This is a genomic window from Labrys methylaminiphilus subsp. lupini (assembly GCF_051161885.1).
GTDB lineage: Bacteria > Pseudomonadota > Alphaproteobacteria > Rhizobiales > Labraceae > Labrys.
Genome location: NZ_JBMDIH010000001.1, coordinates 1,323,341 through 1,342,326, shown reverse-complemented (window position 1 = coordinate 1,342,326; position 18,986 = coordinate 1,323,341). Strand labels below are relative to the sequence as shown.

Below are 18,986 nucleotides of genomic sequence, written 5' to 3'. Positions count from 1 at the left end.
CCTGTCATCAAGCGACGAAGGCCTGCGCGCCGTGGTTTGCGGGAAAATGGGGCCCTGTGAAATGCTTCGAAACTCATGAGGCTCAATACCGTCCTTCAATGAACGGGCCTTGCGTGAAGGCCGGATCCGGTCTGCTTGAAATAACGTAGCGCTGCCGCTTCATCGACTATGCCTGAGCGCTCTTTTCATGCACGCGCCGTTCGACATAGGCACGCATTTTCTCGGTGAAGACTTCCTTGCCGAAGCCCGCCGCATGGGCCGAGATGGCCGACGGGTCGATCTCCATCTTCTCCAGACGCTCGATAGCATCGATGATGGCTTCCACGCTCTGGGTCTGGAAGAACACCCCGGTCCTGTCAGCGACCACGGTTTCCGTTGCCCCTCCCCGCCCATAGGCGATCACGGGACGTCCGCTGGCCATCGCTTCCACCGGTACGATGCCGAAATCCTCCTCTCCAGGGAACACCAAAGCGCGGCAGCGGGCATAATTGTGCTGCAACACGCTGAAAGGTTGCGGTCCCAGGACCGAAACGGTCGGCCCAGCCATGGCTTTGACTTTGGCGAACATCTCTCCGCCGCCAATGATGACGAGTTTCTTGCCGGTTCGGTTGAAGGCCTCCACCGCCAGATCTGGCCGCTTGTAGCGGACCAGCTCTCCCACCATCAGATAGTAATCCTCGAGTTCGGACGCCTCTACAGGACGAAATGCTGTTGTATCGACGGGCGGGAATATGACATCTGAATCGCGTCGATAATAAGACTGGACGCGTCGGGCCACCGTCTTTGAGTTCGACACGAAATGATCGACGCGTGACGCAGAGGCCGCATCCCAATTGCGAATATAATGCGCAATCGGGGGCATCATCATGCGAGTCACGAAGCCGCTACGCTCCCGATAATCATGGAACATGTTCCAGATGTAGCGCATCGGCGAGTGGCAATAGCAGATATGGGTCGCATCCGCGGGTGGCACGATTCCCTTGGCCGGTCCGGACTCGCTGCTGATCACCAAGTCGTAACCGCGAAGGTCGAGGTTCTCGAGGGCCATCGGCATCAAGGGCAAATAGGACTTGTAGAAACGATGGGCGGCGGGCAGCCGGTCGATGAAGGAGGTCGACACCTTATGCCGGCGGATCACCGGGGACACGGCGTCGGCCCGATAGACATGGGTAAAGATGTCGGCCTGCGGAAAAAGCTCGCAGAGCGCCTCGATAACCTTTTCGCCGCCACGCATGCCGACGAACCAGTAATGTACGATTGCAACTCGCATTGCACCAATTCTTCCTGCGGGCCCCAAGTCGATCGCCCAATTCAAAGCACACATACAGTTTTCGCCACCCGCGCCGAAGCATTCGGGCGTACGACGAAGGGGGTAATTCGCCCCATCCCACCAATGCACGAAACGCCGGCAAACTGCGACGGGATGACCGCAAGCCTCGCAGATTAGCAGGTGCCGGCTGGCCACGATGTGCGTTCTAGCACACATCCCCCCAGGGTGGGGTATTCGGCCATTTTTGGCCTGAAACCCGCCAAATTCCTAGTGAGTCCCGCCAAGATTCCGCTTTCGGTACTATCCCTTCCCTCCCTTTGAAGACGCACCACGGGCTAATTGGCAGCCTCCCGGCGATGCCGAAAGCATGGCGTTCCTATTCGAGAGTCTAGGTTAGAGTATCGATGCCCCCCTCCGGGATAGGGGAAAATATGGCGAAGATGCAGAGCATTACCTCATCCAGCCTTCCAAAGAGATAGATCCAACGCCTTTCTATGATGCAGCGCACCCCATCCCTACCTCCTAAACGGTATGCAACCATCCAAATTCTATCCTTTTTGGATAGGGGTATGCCTCCAACTCGACGCAACGGTAGGTACCAACCCCCCCAAATTCCAATAGCTCTAATCCTTGATTTCCAACACAAAATTCAGCAATTCAGGGTCAATAAGTTCATCCAAATCAAAACACGTATCGGCTTGTGTTTACGAACGTCGGCAAAAACTTCCAAACGCCGCACCAAGTCCGAGTTTGTTTTGGCTGCTGCAGCGCAACATGCTGGACGGCAGCTCCACCCGAGATGAATGACATAACGTAACATAGCACTCTGACCGAGGCGAGAGATGGAAAACTTGGCTAGCTCGAACAGTCTTAGCCGTATATCCGGCAAGGACGATGCTTCCTTGTTCAAATCGAATAAGCAAAGAAGCGGCTTGTCCCTAGAATTGGCAAGGGGGAGCAAGCGCGTGCTGGATATCGTCACGGCTTCGGCCGCACTCGTTTTCCTGCTCCCACTTTTCCTGCTGCTGCTGGGCGCGCTGCTCGTCCTTCAGGGCCGACCGATCTTCATCCGGCACAACCGCGTCGGACGTGGCGGCGCGCTCTTCCCCTGCCTGAAGTTCCGCTCGATGGTGACGAACTCGGACGAGGTGCTGCGTGAGCACCTGGCCAGCAACAATGTCGCTCGTGAGGAATGGGAAGAAACTCACAAGCTCAAGAACGACCCGCGCATCACGCCGCTCGGCCAATTCCTGCGCAAGTCCAGCGTCGATGAACTGCCCCAACTCCTCAACGTGATCCGCGGCGACATGAGCCTCGTCGGGCCCCGGCCGATCGTCCGCGACGAAATGGTGCGCTACGGCGCCCATATCGATGACTATCTCAAGGTGCGGCCCGGTCTCACCGGGTTGTGGCAGGTCAGCGGCCGCAGCGACGTATCCTATCAGCACCGTGTCAGTCTCGATGTCCGCTATGTGCGTGAATGGAGCCTGTGGAGCGATATCGTCATCATCCTGAAGACGATCCCCGCTGTGCTGCGTCCCTCTGGGTCTTATTGAGTTCGGTTCAAGAGTCGGTCGCAGTTCAAGCGATCGAGCAAATGTCAGCCTTGCGCCCGAAGTACCACCGACTTCGGGCGCTCTTTTTTGACCGCGGTGGCTTGTCTCAGCGAACCGCGCGCGCCGGCCCTCAGGTCGCTTGCATCGAAAGGGAACGCCTGCGATGAACGTCGACACATTGCCGCAATCGAGCGCGATTGCCCTGGCTCCTGCCCCACAAGCCCCTTCGTCTACGATGACCGAGCCGCTTTCCTTTGCGATCAATGGGCGCTTCTTCACTCAACCAGTCACCGGCGTGCAGCGCTACGCACGGGAGATCACCGCCCATCTCGACGAGCTTCTGCACGAGCAAGGAGGCCAGGCCAGCCTCTATTTGCCTGATAGCAGCGACGTTCCGGCATATCGCGCCATTCAGACCAGGCGGTCCCAACGCCTGCGCGGGCATCTTTGGGAGCAGATGACGCTGCCCACCCTCGATCGGCGCTTCCTCTTGAATCTGTGCAATCTGGGACCGGTTGCCCGAAGCAGGCAGATCGTCTGCATCCATGATGCCAATGTCGCCAATATGCCGGCGAGTTACGGCCTCGCCTTTCGCGCCGTTTACGGAACGCTCATTCCCCTGCTGGTCCGACGCGCCGCCGCGATCACCACCGTCTCGCATTTCTCGGCGGGAGAGCTTGCCCGCCATTTGCCGATCGCCCGCGAAGACATCGTCGTTCTGCCCAACGGTCATGAACACGTCTTTCGCTGGAATGCGTCCCGCTCCTCGATTCGCGCCAAGCACCGCTTGGAACGGCCTTACGTCTTCATTATCGGCAGCCGCGCCCGCCATAAGAACGTCGCCATGGTGCTCGGTCTCGCCAAGGCCCTGGACGAACGCGGCATCGACATTGTCGTCACCGGGGGGCAATCCAGCATTTTTACCGCGGAAGAACACGGGACGCCCGCCCCGAACGTGCGCTTCATGGGCTTTGTCGACGATGACGACCTGGCAGCCCTGCTGCAAGGCGCGTTGTGCCTGCTGTTTCCTTCCCTCACCGAAGGCTTCGGCCTGCCGATCATCGAGGCGATGGCACTTGGCTGTCCCGTGATCTCGTCCGATCAGGCCAGCATGCCGGAAGTATGCGGCGATGCGGCGATGCTGGCCCCACCCGACCAGCCTACCCTCTGGCTCCGCCATATCGAGAGCCTGGCTGCATCGGACGCATTGCGCGCCACCTTCGCCGAACGAGGGCGCAAGCGCGTCGGAGCCTATTCATGGCGGAAATCGGCCCAAGGCTATCTCGACATCATTCGCGAGAGGCACGCCGGAAATGCATGACGCGTTCTTGGAAGTCATGCCTTCATCGTAACCTGTTTTCAGCCCCTGATTTGAGCTTGGCGCGTCGCGAACCGACATAAGCCAAACCTTCCGCCATTATTGCCAATAGTATTGCGAGCCAAGCATTGCGACTTGCCTTCCCTAACTCTATAAGCCCGATATTCGATCTGAATTCTGCATTGCCTGGGCGGAACAGGCCGCGTGGCAGCGCCTTGTCTCCTGGCTTTCCAATGTCGCCCTGTTCATGGATTTTGTTGAAGGTTCGAGGCCGCTGACATGCTTTATCTCAGGCCGCTGAATGATCAGCCCACGAGTTTCGGCTTGCGCGACATTCTTGTCGAGATCATGCGCTATGCCCGCGGCCTGGTGCTGTGGTTCATCCTCTGCGTCGTCGCCGCGATCATCTATATCGTCAGCACACCGCCGGAATATTATGCGGCCTCCTTCGTAATTCTGGAGCCCAGAAGTTCGTTCTCGAGTTCCCAGGGGGTAGACCCTGGCCTTCTGCAGACCAATCTCGATAATTCGCAGATCGAGAGTCAGATTCAGATCGTGAAGTCGGAGCGGGTTCTGCGCTTGGTGTTCCAGACGCTGAATCTGCAGAACGATCCCGAATTCGTTGGCCCGCTGCCCTCGCAGAATGTGACGCCGGACCTGGTCAAACGCCATGACGCAGCCGCTTTCACCACCTTCAGCGACCGCGTCTCGGTACGCCGAATCGGGCAATCCCTGGTGCTGGAGATCGGCTATCGCTCGAAATCCGCTACCAAGGCCGCCTCGATTGCCAACTCGGTCACCGCCGCCTTCATCCGCGACCAGATCGATGCCAGATCGCTGTCCATGCAGCGCAACAACGAATGGCTGCAAGGGCGTATCGACGAAATCAAGGGGCAGCAGCTGGCCATTGAGGACGCGGTACGCAGGGGTGTCCTGCCTGACCGCCAGTTCTCCGCCTCCGACGCCCGCATCATCAGTTCCGCGACGGAGCCGCTTTCGAAAAGCTATCCGCAAACGAAACTGATTCTGCTGCTGGCTGCTTCCTTCTCCCTGCTGACTGGCCTTGGTGCAGTCAGTATTTTTCACACGCTCAACCGCACGCTGCGCGCCAAGCGGCATGTGCAGCGTGAGCTCGGTCTCAATTGCATCGGCATCATCCCCTTTGCGACCGACGAGCGCGGCTCCGGCCTGCCACACAACCTCGCCGATCTCCGCAGGGATCTGGTCAAGCTGCCGAAAACGCTGATGGAAGCGATCAAATCGCTACGGCTGTTCAAGCGGCGCCAAGCCAAGTCGGGCGAGAGCTACTTCGCCTACAGCACCTCTCAAGCGGGCATGCTCTCGCCCTTCGCCGAAAGCCTGAGGGCCGTGCGTACGGCAATCATGGGCAAGGAACAGAATTCCGGCGCGCGCGTCATCGGCATCGCATCGTGCCTGCCCCATGAAGGCAAGTCCACCATCGCCGCCAATCTGGCCCATCTGTTTGCCGCGAGCGGCCACCACACCATGTTGATCGACTGCGACCTGCGCGACGACGCGCTAAGCCGTCACTACGCCCCGGACGCCCGTTACGGCCTGAGCGAGGTCCTGCAACAGCGCGGCAAGCAGATCACCGCTTCCGCGATCAACCTGGCTCCTCGTCTCGATTTCATTCCTGCGAACAGGGCTGGGAGTTCGGCCGATATCGATCTCTTCATCGGCTCGTCCACCATGCAAGAACAATTCAACGCGCTGAACGCCTATGATTGCGTCATCGTCGATCTGCCAGCGATGAGCCTGTCCTCCGATGTCAAGGCGGTGGCACCACTCCTCGATACGATGATCTTTGTCATCGAAGCAGGCCGAACCACCAGTGACGATGTGACCGAGGCGCTCGATACCTTGCAGCAAGCCAATGGCAAGGTCATGGGTGCCGTGCTCAACAAAGTACCCCGGCGTGACTGGCCGGTACTTCTGCGCCGCCCTCGCCACTAAGCCGGCACGCATCGCTTATCGGCGCCACCCCCTTCAACATTGCACCTTCCGCAGAGCCCGGCCGCGTGCCTCGGTGCCTCCCTCGATTCGGGCCGAATTACCCCTTGGAGGGAATCCGTGCCCGGTCCGACGAGGTTGGTGAAGACTGTAGCCGACCTCCGGGCAAAGCCCGCGGATGCCGTCGGTAGTGCCGTTTGGCCACGTAACGAGGCCAATTGGCATTCCGTCTACCCAACGTTCTCTCTCGTCCAATTTAGGGTACCGCCTTTGAGTTAGATAGTACCTAAATCGGTTCCGGCTTCCGCTTGCTTCCTATCAACATTGCTAGATTGAATTAGAGCAGGCCTTGCAACATTCTGCAGGGGCTCATGATGGCATTGCAGTGCTCTAGACCAAGGAAATACCAGACTGAATCGTCGAGGTGGCGGCAATTCACAAGTCTTTCCTTCGCGGAACATCCTACTCTTGCCAGGCATGACCAACGGACATCGGTCGAATTCATGATCCAGGGGACAGATTGTTCATTCTGTCACGCGCAAGAGTAGCTGTTTGTCTCTTGACCAGAATTCAGTCTTACCTTGTCCGTTTAACGTTATGTGAAGTGTTTGAATTGAATCCTGCAGATATATCCTCCTCGATGCCCTTGAGGCAGCTTGGTCAATCATATGGCACCACCATGGTAGTAAACAGTCCATCAGGACAAATCGCCCTCGTCAATCCCAGGACATTACAGAGAGACTGCATCGGCCGTGTCCTGGAAGTAGAGTTTCCTGATCGAAAAATCTTGCCATTCGCTCGACTGGAGGAATGGAATGCTGCCGCCGATGTGCATGAGGATGTTTCGCTCGTCATCATCTGTGAAGGCGAGGATCCGAGTGATTTGACCTCTCTGGCCGCGGCGGCCGCACATACCCCCTCCGCAGCGGTCATCATCCTGTCGGACTCCGAGGATCCAGCCAGCATTTTCAGAGCTCTCGACCTCGGCGTGAAAGGCTATATTCCCAGCACGCTCGGCGCCGAGGTGGCAATCGAGGCGACGCGGCTTGTCATTGCCGGGGGTGTCTTTGTGCCTGCTGCCAGTTTGATCCGGGCCACGGCCGAGCCTTCCCTTGGCCGCCAGGAGCAGCCTGACCGACACTATCCGCGCATTTCTCCCCGACAATTGTCGATCATCGCGGCCGTCAGCCGCGGCAAGTCCAATGCCGCCATTGCGACGGAACTCAACCTGCGCGAGAGCACGGTGAAGGTCCATATTCGCAACATCATGAAGAAACTGAAGGTGAAAAGCCGGACGGCAATTGCCCATAAGTCCCGCGACATCCTGCGCGCCGAGGGCTATGAGCTTCATAGCGCCTCGGATATGCAGCGCCTCACATTGGATATCGCCAGGACCTCCTGACAAGAAGGTACTTGCCCCCTTTCATTCCCGGCTGTCTTACAGGTGGCTTCGTTCGCCGAGCCCGGCGATCACGCCGGCTTTACCGGCGGCTTGCCGGCTCCGTTCTGCCCGACAGGAAGGAACAGTCCCTCCTTTTGCCCCTGCCAAACCAGCACCCGGTTTCGTCCCTGCTGCTTGGCCCGGTACAGCAATTTATCGGCCCAGCCCAGCAAGGCAGAAGGCTTATCCGTCTGCGATATGAAAGCCACCACCCCGCCGCAGCTGATGGTCACCGCCTCGGCGGTGCGTGAACGGGCGTGCGGTAGATTAAGGTCGAGCACGGCCAACCTCAATCTCTCCAGCAGCGGCTCCAGCTCGTACAGGCCCGGCAACAGCAGGACGAATTCCTCGCCGCCATAACGAGCTGAAACATCGTAGGGGCGCCCGGCCCCAAGTGTGAGGGCCTGGGCGACTTGCCGCAGGGCCTCGTCGCCAGCGCCATGACCGTAATGATCGTTGTATTCCTTGAAGTGGTCGACATCGATCATGGCGACGCTAAGCGGATCGCCGGAGCGAATGGCATGCCGCCAGGCCAGCTCGAATGCCTTGTCGAAATAACGCCGGTTCGCGATTCCTGTCAGGCCATCCCTTTCGGACAGGCGCTCCAGCTCATTGCGTTGCGCCACCAATTTGAGATGGTTGCGCACGCGCGCCCTCACGATCGCGGGGCTGATCGGCTTGAAGACATAGTCGGCAGCACCCAGCGACAGCCCACGCTCCTCGTCCTGTTCATCCGTGAGAGAGGTGATGAAGATCACGGCGATATTTGCAGTCTGGGGGTCGGAGCGAAGCCGACGCAGCACTTCGTAGCCGTCCATGCCCGGCATCGAGACATCGAGCAGAATTAAGTCGATGCTTCTTTCATCCCGTGCACGCTGGAGGGCAGTTTCCCCATCCTTCGCCAGGAGAATCCTGCATTCTCGTTGCAGCAGCTCAGCCAGCACGCTCCGATTGATCCGGTCATCGTCGACGATCAGCACCGTCTGCAGAAGAGCATCACTCACTCTGGAGATCTTTCAAACACCCGTTGATCCAAATCGGCGTTCAACTGCTGCAATAGGGTTGTTGCTTCGGCCAGCTCAAGTTCCTCGAAATGGCTCAGGATCGCTCTTGCTCTTTCGACTTCGACAGTTCCGGAGAGCTCGGCGATGATCTGATCCAATATGGCATAAGCGGCATAGTCGCCGCTTTGCAACAGGGGTTCGGTTGCCGCGATGAGTTCCAGAACCTTATGCAGATCGTCGCGTCCCGTCTCTCCCCTCTGCTCCACGGATATTACGGCAGGACGGTCGAGCTGACTAAGCAGCATTGCCAAGCCGTCACGAAACGGGGGTAAGAGAACCTGGAGTTCGTCGAGGTCACCGCGACGGGAAATCTCCTCGATGTCGGCTGCGGCCGCACATAAATCATGAGCGTCCAGATAAGAGGCCGCGCCTCTGACGGCGTGGGCGAGCGCCGCGATGGCTCCGGCGTCCCGCCGCGACATGTATTGATCAAGCTGTGCGGGTGCTTGTCTGAAGTCGCGAACGAAACCCTGAAGGAGGCGTTGCAACCGCTCACGGCTACCACCGAGACGTTTCTGGGCTGCGGATAGATCCACACCACTCAACCCAGCGAAAACGTCCTCTATATCGCCCCCCTCCGCAATCCTGGTCGGCGTCCCCTCGTCAACCCCTTGCGCTATGGATGCGGGTGAGAGCAATTCCATCAACGTCTGATACAGGGCGATCTCATCGATCGGCTTGGTCAAATGCGCGTTCATGCCCGCCGCAAGGCTGGCCTCGCGATCCTTGGTAAGGGCCTGTGCCGTCAGCGCAATCAGGGGCAGCGACGCCCAGCGCTCTTGCGCGCGTATCCTGCGCGTCGCGGTCAGGCCGTCCATCTCCGGCATGTGGACATCCATCAAGACGGCGTCGTAGGTGGCTGTTTCCAGCTTGGCCAGGGCATCGCTGCCATTCACTGCCGTGTCCACCTGCATACCTGCCAACTGCAGGAAATCGCCAACGACTTCCCGATTTAAAGCATTGTCATCAACCACCAGAATGTGCCGGCCGGAGAGTGTTGCCAAGATCTCGTCCTGGGCCTGGGGGAGCGCGATCTCGGGCGTTCCCCCGCTCGTTGCGGCAGAGGCCGTGCTTGCCGCGTCATGAAAGACCCCGACGATGGTGTTGAACATCACCGACACGGTGACTGGCTTGATGAGCACGCCATGCAGACCGAGCTGCTCCGCACGCCGGAGCACTTCCTCGCGGCCGTAGGCCGTCACCATCAGCACGGCCGGCGTGCTCTTCAGCTTCGCATCCGTTCTGATCCGCCCAGCGGTTTCCAGGCCGTCCATTCCGGGCATGCGCCAGTCCATCAGAACGACTTCGAAGGGCCGCTCCTGCTCGCAGGCCTGATTCAGTGCCACCAGCGCAGCCTTGCCGGAACCGACGGCATGGCTCTCCATACCGAAATCCCGCACCATCCCCGCCAATGTCTCACGCGCGCTGGCATTGTCATCGACGATCAGGACCCTTTTTCCCTTCAACTCCCCGCTGCGCAGAGCTCCATCATGCGAAGCGGAGCGCTGGGGTGACCTGAGTTCGACGGTGAAATAGAAGGTGCTGCCCTTGCCCAGCGTGCTCGAAACCCAGATCTGCCCATTCATGCCCTCGACGAGTCGTTTGCAGATGGCCAGACCGAGGCCTGTGCCGCCATATTTGCGCGAGACATGCTTCTCGGCCTGGGCGAAGGCTTGGAACAGGCCGGCGACCTGATCGGCATCGAGGCCGATCCCCGTATCCTGCACGGCGAACTGCAGCCGGACGGCATTGGAAACTCCGACCTGCTTGGCGTCGACCGACACCACGATCTCGCCCTTATGGGTGAACTTGACGGCATTATTCACCAGATTGATCAGCACCTGTCCGAGGCGGAGCGAGTCGCCGACGAGGCGCGAGGGCACATGCGGCGCCACGGCATAGATGATCTCGATACCCTTCTCCTCGGCCTTCATGGCCGTCACGGCGGAGACCGATTCCAGGACCGCCTCCAGCCTGAATTCGCTTTCCTCCATTTCCAGCTTGCCGGCCTCGATCTTGGAATAGTCGAGAATGTCATTGAGGATGGAGGTCAGCGTCTGTGCCGATGCACTGATCTTGTCGAGATAATTGCGCTGCCTGGGATTTCGCTCCGCCTGAAGCGCCAGCCGGGTCATGCCGAGTACCGTGTTCATCGGCGTGCGGATCTCATGACTCATCACGGCCAGGAATTCGCCCTTGGCTGCTTGCGCGGCTTCCGCGGCCTTGCGCGCCTGGATCAGGGCCTGGGCCGTACGCCTTTCCTCGGTGACGTCCTGGTTGATGCCCAGGGCGCGCAAGACCGACCCATTCTCGGCACGAAAAACTTCGGCCTGACCTCGAATGTGCCGGATAGCGCCATCAGGATGCACAATTCTGAATTCGCTTTCGAATGTCCCCGTCTTGCCGATGGCTTCCTGCCATTGCTTCAGCACGCGGTCGACGTCGTCGGGATGAAGCAAGGAAAGCCAGCGCTCGAGGCTGCCGTCGAAAGCATCGTGCTCCAACCCGTAGAGGGCATACATCTGCTCGTCCCAGATATATTTCTGCTCCCGAGCATTCATGTCCCATATGCCGACGCCACCGACTTTGATCGCAAGCTCCATGCGCTCCTTGAGGGCGACGATGAGATCCTCCGCCTGTTTGCGGGCGGTGATATCCTGCATGACACCATCCCAGATCACCGTCCCATCGCCCTGATAGCGGGGAGCGGAGCGGCAATGGAGCCAGAGAATGCGGCCATCGCGCATGCGGGATCTGAACTGGCAATCGAATACGCTGCCACGCGAGAGCGAATCTTCGAGCATCGCGTTGTAGCCGGGCAAATCGTCTTCATGGATCGTCTGAATGAAGGCCTCTCGCCGTTCCATGATCTCGCTGGCTGGTACGCCGGTCAGAGCCAGGATGCCGGCACTCACATAGGGCAACGACAATTTGCCGTCCGGCGTCTGCACCAGGCGATAGACAGCGCCATGGGGCAGGTTGTCGACAAGCGAGCTGAGTTGGGCTTCCAGTTCCTTGTTCTCGGTGATGTCACGCATGAGCCAGATTGCGTGATCTCCGACTTGGGCTGCAGCCACTTCGGCGAGGCGTAACGCCCCGTCCCTGCGAAAGAAACTATGCTGTCCAGTGCGATAGGTCCTATCCACCTGAGCGCCGGACGAACCCGAGGTGAGAGCGTCAAACAGATCGCCGCCAAAATGCCTGGACCATGCATCGGGCTTCGACAACTCCTCCCGCCCGTAGCCGGTGAGTTCCTCGGCTGCCCGGTTGACCAGGATGCCATCGTCCGTCACGAAAACCGCACCAATCGGCAGGTTTTCCATCATTTCGGACAACCACCGAACGCGCGCCGACAATTCCATTTCGATCTGCTTGCGCGCGGTGATGTCAGTATGGGTTCCGATGACGCGCAGGGGCGAACCATCCTCATCGCGCTCGATGGCTTTACCGCGATCGAGAATCATGCGCCAGGATCCGTCCTTGGCCCGCATGCGCAGCTCAATGACGAAATCCGGAGCCTCGCCACGTATATGCCGTTCCACCGCCTCCCAACCCGCCTGCAGGTCGTCCGGATGGATGCGATCGACGAACTCTTGGAGTGTCGGCCCAATCTCGTTCTCGGCATGCCCCAGCATCGCCTTCCACTGCCGGGAGTAGAAGACATGCCCGGTGCGCAGGTCCCAGTCCCACAATCCATCGCCCGCGCCATTGAGCGCAAATTCCCAACGCGCCTCGCTGTGACGCAAGGCTGCCTCCGTGGCGCGGATCTCCGTCACGTCGCGTGAAACGCCGATCAGGCCGATCACGTCGCCATTTTCATCGCGCCTTGGAACCTTGGTGACGAAGAAATAGCGCCTGGTGCCATTGACGATGAAGGTCTCCTCCATGGTCACGGCTTTGCCGCCCGCCATGATCTCCCGATCCGCCCGCAGGATTCGGGCCGCATTTTCCGGATCGACCACTGCCGTTAGATCCCGATCCAGAATCTCGGGCGCGGGCCGGCCCAGGAACCGGGCCGTCGCCTGATTGAGCATTACGAAGCGGCCGTCGAGGTCCTTCAGAAAAATGGCATCCGTGGTGCCATCGAAAACCGTCTGCAGCAAATTGGTGGTCTTGCGCAGTTCGGCCGTGCGCTCGGCGACCCTGATCTCGAGCCCGGCGTTGAGCCGGCGAATGGCATTCTCGGCCTCCACGCGCTCGCTGATGTTGCGCACGGTGGCAAAGAACGTCTTCCTGGCCTGATAGAGATGACAGGAGAGGCGGACCTCGACCGGAAAGATCGAGCCATCCTTGCGGCGATGCTTGGCGTAGAGCGTCTTCGTAACGCCGGGTTCGGCCGCCGCCCACACCTGCTTGGCCCATTCCAGGTCGAAATCCTCGACGATGTCGGGCACCGACATCTGCAGGAGTTCTTCCCTTGTGAACCCGGTGCTGAGGGTCACGTGATGGTTGACGTCCAGGAATCTGCCCTGATCGTCATGGACGAAGAAATCGTCGGCCACATGTTCCAGGAGCAAGCTGAAACGATTGTCGCCAAGTCGCTTTTCGGTTTCGATCCGTTTGCCGTCGCGCTGCACGTCGCTGCCACTCAGGAACAGCAGCCTCACATCATGCTCGATCTCGTTCCGAAAACGGATGACCAAGCTCTGGTAGGCAGGCGAGAACTCGGCCCCACCCTCCTTTTGAACCATCAGCACGCCGAAGATTTCACCCTTCGATCCATAGATCGGCGTCCCGAGGAGGACCTGCCCCGCCGCGGTGTCGATAGTGATGCCTGCTTGCCGATCTCCCTCGCCGGAGATGCTGAGCGCTTGTTTGCCGGCATCGCGTATAACCGCCTCGCTGAAGTGCTGCAGGGTGGTCTGGCCTGGCATTGGGCCGGGACGATAGGCATTGACCGCCCCTTGGCTGACGACGACGATCTCACCGTCTTGGCCAACTCCTCGCGTGACAAGTGCGACTGCATTCTCCAAAAGCCCTGCCAAGGTATCGGCCGCAGCGGCCCATCCATCGAGCACAGCGGCGGGAATGACGGGCTTGATGTTGCCCGCGCCATCCTCTTGCTGACCGCCACTTCGCACATTCGAAGACATGCCTGCTTCCCTCTGAAACGCACGGCGTAGAGAAAGCTGCCCATCACGCGGGAACGGTATCATTGCCAAGCGATCATGACACCGTGCCATCGTCACCTAGAGCAAAGCGCGTTCAAGCCTGAACGCGCTTTGCTCTAGCTTCTTGTCTGGAAAGGGCCCTTGCGATTCTAGGCCACTCCTTCAAATCGCAAAAACACTTTAGCTTCCCAAAGCCCTGAGCCAGCGCTCGAACGAGGGCAGGCCATCCGCATCCTGAGCGCTGTCTTTCACCAGACGGCTCGGCGCGGGGGCGCTGCGCGCCTGCCGTGGACTGTAGCCGAACTCCCGGCTGAAAGCGCGGCTGAAATCAGCCGCCGATGCGAAGCCGAAACTCTCGGCAATATCGGCGATCAAGCGGCGGTCCGACGGATCGCTGAGCGCGGCGTGAGCGGCGAGCAGCCGTTGTTTCTGGATGTAGTGAACCACACCGCCGCTCGGCTCGAACAACTGGTAGAGATGAGTCCGCGATATGCCGAGTTCCCGGCATAACAGGTCGGGCGTAATGGCGGTTGTTTGTAGATTATTGCGGATGAAGCGCCGGGCACGTTCCATGGGTGCCACCGTTCCGTGCTTGCTGGCCGCCACCACCCGCTCTTCGGTGGAAGCCACACAGGCCAGGACCATATCCCTGGTGGCATTGACCACACCGGGTAGATCATCCTTGCTGAACTCGCTCAACCGTGCCTCCACGGTGTCGACGTGGCTGACCAGCAGGCCGGCAAGGTTACGCGACAGAATCCGATTGTTGTCGGCATCGAGAATCGCAGTCGAATCGGCAAAGAGATCGCGCGGCAAATAAAGCGTCAGGCTCTGCGATTCGAGCATTCTGCCGCGGAAAGCGTGGCCGAGAGAGCGGATCTCGACCGTTCCCGGCTGGCTCTCGACGACACGTCCGCCAACCTCTGTCCATGCCTTTCCCTCGCGCCCGAGAATGACCACCCAATGATCGATGAGACTGGAGCGAAGCTTAGCGGCGGAACGATGATAACTGTGGGCAGACGCCTTCTGCTGCACGACCAGCATGCCGCCGAGATTCCACGCGATCTGACGCGCTGCAAATCCTTGCTCCGCCGTCACGCCATCGGGAAGCGTCAGATCGGCAAGCGGCGCATTGAGCGCTTGCCAGGCCTCGAACTGCTCGCGCGGCGGGAATGTTTCTGTCGAAAAAACCAGAGGCGCCAGAGCTGGAGGTGGAGGTGGATTGTCGTTTTGCTGAGAACCGGATTGTCGCGACCAACGGCGGCGCTCCTTGCCAGGGCGCTGGGCCGGGGCACCGGAGACCGGCTTCTGATCGTTGCGGGACGCGCCATCGTCCATTCTGTTTTCCTCGCTTTCGCGGCAGGCTCACGCAAATCGGGAGCTCATATATCTTGCCGACGGCACCTCGAGGTGGCGACCGCACCTGTTATTATGAACAACAAAGGAAATCTTCAAAAGAGACTTTTCAACGCGTCCAGCCCCTCCTCCTTTACCTTATGCACAAGTGGATTGCCGATTCCTGCCTGTTGCGCAAACCAACGTGTCGCACGGTAAGGTTGCGCCATGCCCAAGGGGATATTTCATAAAATCATACCGTTCAACGGATATATCGTAGAGGTTATTACCAATTATACAGAGGCATATCTCCATCGCAAATTCCGCCCTTCGCCGCCGTCCCCTCACGCGTGCGTACTCAGGCAGTAACAATATATACGGCAAAAGAGCTCAAATCCCCGCCCCTGGCACAGCTCCCGCGAGGGCAAGGCGTATGAGGCCATACGCCCTTGGAGACATTTTGCTACCACGTCCGGACCAGATTGCCTCGGAATTTGTACTCATTGCTATGTCTGCGGACTCCAAGCTAACGACCAAATCATCAATCTCGCATAACTTGCCCCTTAGTCAGCATAGTACCAACACGTTGCGGATTGATCATGAACATCGCCTTCCCAGACGCTTCCACCATCCTCGACAGGCGGCGGCCCTTGCAGTACCAGCGCGACAGACGGGCCTTCGACGAGGCCAGCGATGAGGCCTCGCCCATCCGCAAGGACAAGGACAGCGTGGCAGAAAAAGCCACGATCAGCATCATCAACGACAACACCTTCACGCGTGACTGCCTGAGCCGTTGCCTTGGTGACGCTGTCAGCGAGTTCGAAATCCGCGCTTATGAAAGCATCCGGGAATGGCAGGATGCGGCAACGAAGTCCGCCATGCCAATCATTCTCCTGTGCGCAACCGGGCGCCAGGCGACCGAAACCGCCCTCCACCAGGGTTTGGATGCCATCCTGCAGACGACGGCCGACGCGAGGGTCATCGTAATCTCCGACGTCGAGGACCCTGCCGGCATGGTCGCCGCGCTGGAGCGCGGCGCCAAGGGTTATGTGCCGATGAGCCTGGATCTCGACGTGACCATCGGTGCCGTCAATCTGGTGAATGTCGGCGGCACGTTCATTCCTGCCAGCAGCCTGCTTTCCGTGCGCGGCGCCAGTTCGCCTGCTGCCGAAGTCAAGCCGCAGAGGCGCGCTTCCGCCTTGCTGACTGAACGGCAGTTGACCGTGCTTGAAAATCTTCGCAAGGGTGATCCGAACAAGGTCATCGCTCACAAGCTCAACATGAGCGAATGCACCGTGAAGGTCCACGTGCGAAACATGATGAAGAAGATTCAGGCTCGCAACAGAACCGAACTCGTCTGCATGACCAGCGAACTCTTTCAGTCACAATAGCACACCAAAAGGCTGTTGAAACCAAATGACCACCGGTGCGAGAAGTATCGAATAGCCTGACAAACGTTGCTCCGACCTCGGATTCTGATGCGTCCAATGTCGACCCCGATGAAATCTTAACAAGACCACTGGAGTGCTGTAGCATCGTTGGCGATCTCAATTGCGATGTCTGCTTCGCCGAGGCGCGCCAATGATCGTCAGGCACGACAAGGATACATTGGAAAGAAGCATGCCACTTACGCGTGACAGAGGCATTCAGCTCCTCGGCCGTTCGGTTCAGGAGAGCGACAAGGCAGTTGCGGTTCTCAACGCCCGGCGCGAAATAGTCTGGATCAACCCCAGCTTCACCAAGATGCTCGGATATCAGTCCGAGGACGTGATCGGTCGCCCGCTCGTTTCGGTGCTCATCAGCAAGGCCACCCCTTCGGCGGCCCGCCTCAGCCTCGAGCGTCTCGTCAACGCCAAGCGCGGCGGCCTGGAAGAGATCAATGGCCGCGACAAATTCGGCAATGAAATCACGCTGCTGATCTATACCGATCATATTCGTGACATTGACGAGAACGTCACTGAGACGATTGTCACCATCCATAGCAATACCCCTGCGCGAATGATTCAGACGCTCCAGAACAATGTGCTGGAGGAGTTGGTATCCGGCGCCTCGCTGGAGAGCGTATCGGAATTCATCTGCAAGAAGGCCGAGTTCATCACGCGAGACGTCATCTCGACGATTCTGAGGGTAGACCACAACGGCCTGCTCCACCCCCTCGCCGCCCCAAGCCTGCCGCAATATTATTCGGACGCCTTGGATGGGATCGCGATCGGTCCCAGCGTCGGCTCCTGCGGGACGGCAGCCTATTTCGGTGAGCCCGTGCTCGTCGACGATATCGAGACGAATCCGCTTTGGACTCCTTACAAGGGGCTGGCCTTGCCGCTGGGTCTGCGGGCCTGCTGGTCCGTCCCCATCAAGCTGCGGGATGGCCGGGTTGCCGGCACCTTCGCCTTCTATTTCCGCGAAAAACGTGGCCCCAGCTATCTGCATGAGGAAATCGTCACAGCCTGCGTTCATCTGTGCGCCCTGGCGATCGAGCAGCACGAGGCCAAGGAGCATATCAACCGACTTGCCTATTTCGATATGCTGACCGGCCTGCCCAATCGCCGCCAGATTTATCAAAAGGCCGGCCAGGCGATCGTGGAAGCCAGTGAGAAGCAAGGCACGATGGCGCTGCTGCGCCTCGACGTCAAACGCTTCAAGGACATCAACGATACATTCGGCCATTCCACAGCCGATCAGATCCTCGGCCAGGTCGCCACCCGCTTGCAGAACCAGCTTCGACCCATCGACATTGTCGGGCGCTTCGGCGGCGATGTCTTCGTGATCATGCTGCCGGAGGCCGACAGTGCCTATGCCAGCATGGTTGCCAGAAAGCTGGTGGACGCGGTCGCCAAACCTTTTGCGATCGCGGATCTGTTGCTGCCGATCTCGATCAGCATCGGCATCAGCCTTTATCCAGATAATGGCACCGATGTCGAAACCCTGTTGAAACGGGCCGATTCCGCCGCCTGCAAAGCCAAGGCAGCAGGACAGGAAGCCGTTTGCCTGTATGAACATGAGGTTGTCGACGGCGCGCAGGAGCGGGTGATCTTGGGCGCAGCCCTGCGTGAAGCCGTCTCGCAGGGGCAGTTGCGATTGCTCTATCAGCCGCAAGTCAACCTCGCGGATGGTACCCTGCACGGTGTCGAGGCCCTCATCCGTTGGGCTCATCCCGTTTTGGGCGATATTTCCACCAGCCGCTTCATCATGATCGCCGAGCAGATCGGCCTGATCGATGAAATCGGCATCTGGGCGCTCAGCGAGGCCTGCCGCCAGATGGCCGTCTGGCGAGCGGCTGGCAAGCACATTCCGGCGATTTCAGTGAATCTTTCACCCCTGCATTTCCGTAACCGCAATCTGCCCGATGTCGTGGCTCATCTGCTGCGCCAATACGACATTCCCAAGCACACCTTGATGCTGGAGATCACCGAAGGCGTGATGATGGACGATCATCCGACCACCTTAGCCACCATCGCCGCCATCCAGGCTCTCGGCGTCGGACTGTCCATGGATGATTTCGGCACCGGCTATTCGAGCTTGAGCCGCCTGACCCATGTTCCTTTCTCGGAGCTGAAGATCGATCGCAGCTTCATCGAGGGGATGGTAACCGACCCCAGCGCGCTTGCCGTGGTGACGGCAATCAACAGCATCGGTCAGAGCCTCAACATCGCGGTCATCGCTGAAGGTGTGGAAACCGAAACGCAGCAACAAATGCTGCGGGAACTGGGCTGCGAGATCGTGCAGGGATATCTGCTGAGCCGCCCCTTGAATGCAGCCGATCTCGAACTTTGGCTACGGGAGAGGCAAGATGGTAACCGCTCGCCTGCTTCTCGAAAGATGAAGGCAGAGATTTTGACTGCCTGACCCATCTCCGCTCCGGGAGGTGGAATTTCAAGTCGACGAAAAGCCAGCAGCGCACGCGGGCATCCAGATGGGAT

General features: G+C 59.2%; 11 protein-coding genes. 7 read left to right on the top strand and 4 right to left on the bottom strand.

Features of this window, described 5'->3' with window-relative positions:
* Nucleotides 1–166 precede the first annotated feature (166 nt).
* Nucleotides 167–1,270 carry a glycosyltransferase gene (locus ACN6KF_RS06170; RefSeq protein WP_434959624.1) on the bottom strand — a complete coding sequence of 368 codons (1,104 nt, stop codon included), beginning with the start codon at nucleotides 1,268–1,270 and terminating at the stop codon, nucleotides 167–169.
* 842 nt (nucleotides 1,271–2,112) lie between these two features.
* On the opposite strand from ACN6KF_RS06170, the gene ACN6KF_RS06165 reads away from it, so the two are divergent.
* From ACN6KF_RS06165 to ACN6KF_RS06150, 4 genes are all read left to right on the top strand, one after another.
* Nucleotides 2,113–2,826 (top strand): sugar transferase, encoded by a 714-nt coding sequence (locus ACN6KF_RS06165; protein ID WP_434955993.1) that lies wholly within the window; start codon nucleotides 2,113–2,115, stop codon nucleotides 2,824–2,826.
* A 163-nt stretch (nucleotides 2,827–2,989) separates the two neighbouring features.
* On the top strand, nucleotides 2,990–4,147 hold the full coding sequence (locus ACN6KF_RS06160; RefSeq protein WP_434955992.1) for a glycosyltransferase family 4 protein: 1,158 nt from the start codon (nucleotides 2,990–2,992) through the stop codon (nucleotides 4,145–4,147).
* Nucleotides 4,148–4,423: 276 nt separating this feature from the next.
* Nucleotides 4,424–6,118, top strand: a complete 1,695-nt coding sequence (locus ACN6KF_RS06155) for a CpsD/CapB family tyrosine-protein kinase (protein WP_434955991.1) — start codon at nucleotides 4,424–4,426, stop codon at nucleotides 6,116–6,118.
* 601 nt (nucleotides 6,119–6,719) lie between these two features.
* Nucleotides 6,720–7,517: a LuxR C-terminal-related transcriptional regulator gene (locus tag ACN6KF_RS06150; RefSeq protein WP_434955990.1), complete on the top strand. Its 798-nt coding sequence runs from the start codon at nucleotides 6,720–6,722 to the stop codon at nucleotides 7,515–7,517.
* A 68-nt stretch (nucleotides 7,518–7,585) separates the two neighbouring features.
* Here the strand turns inward: ACN6KF_RS06150 and ACN6KF_RS06145 are convergent, their stop codons facing one another.
* Both ACN6KF_RS06145 and ACN6KF_RS06140 read right to left on the bottom strand, forming a co-directional pair.
* Nucleotides 7,586–8,560, bottom strand: coding sequence for a diguanylate cyclase domain-containing protein (locus tag ACN6KF_RS06145; protein WP_434955989.1), 975 nt, complete (start codon nucleotides 8,558–8,560; stop codon nucleotides 7,586–7,588).
* The gene (locus ACN6KF_RS06140) at nucleotides 8,557–13,122 is read right to left on the bottom strand and encodes a PAS domain S-box protein (protein ID WP_434955988.1); all 4,566 of its coding nucleotides are present in this window, start codon (nucleotides 13,120–13,122) and stop codon (nucleotides 8,557–8,559) included. Before ACN6KF_RS06140 ends, ACN6KF_RS06145 begins: the two co-directional genes overlap by 4 nt.
* On the opposite strand from ACN6KF_RS06140, the gene ACN6KF_RS06135 reads away from it, so the two are divergent.
* Entirely contained in the window at nucleotides 13,066–13,743 is a 678-nt protein-coding gene (locus tag ACN6KF_RS06135; RefSeq protein ID WP_434955987.1) for a hypothetical protein, read from the top strand. The genes ACN6KF_RS06140 and ACN6KF_RS06135 overlap by 57 nt on opposite strands.
* 168 nt (nucleotides 13,744–13,911) lie before the next feature.
* Here ACN6KF_RS06135 and ACN6KF_RS06130 read toward each other — a convergent pair whose 3' ends face one another.
* Complete coding sequence (locus tag ACN6KF_RS06130) at nucleotides 13,912–15,069, bottom strand: helix-turn-helix domain-containing protein (protein WP_434955986.1); 1,158 nt, start codon at nucleotides 15,067–15,069, stop codon at nucleotides 13,912–13,914.
* Nucleotides 15,070–15,665: 596 nt separating this feature from the next.
* Between ACN6KF_RS06130 and ACN6KF_RS06125 the strand changes: the two genes are divergently transcribed.
* Nucleotides 15,666–16,457 carry a LuxR C-terminal-related transcriptional regulator gene (locus ACN6KF_RS06125; protein ID WP_434955985.1) on the top strand — a complete coding sequence of 264 codons (792 nt, stop codon included), beginning with the start codon at nucleotides 15,666–15,668 and terminating at the stop codon, nucleotides 16,455–16,457.
* Between the two features lie 229 nt (nucleotides 16,458–16,686).
* The gene (locus ACN6KF_RS06120; RefSeq protein ID WP_434955984.1) at nucleotides 16,687–18,912 is read left to right on the top strand and encodes an EAL domain-containing protein; all 2,226 of its coding nucleotides are present in this window, start codon (nucleotides 16,687–16,689) and stop codon (nucleotides 18,910–18,912) included.
* Nucleotides 18,913–18,986 lie beyond the last annotated feature (74 nt).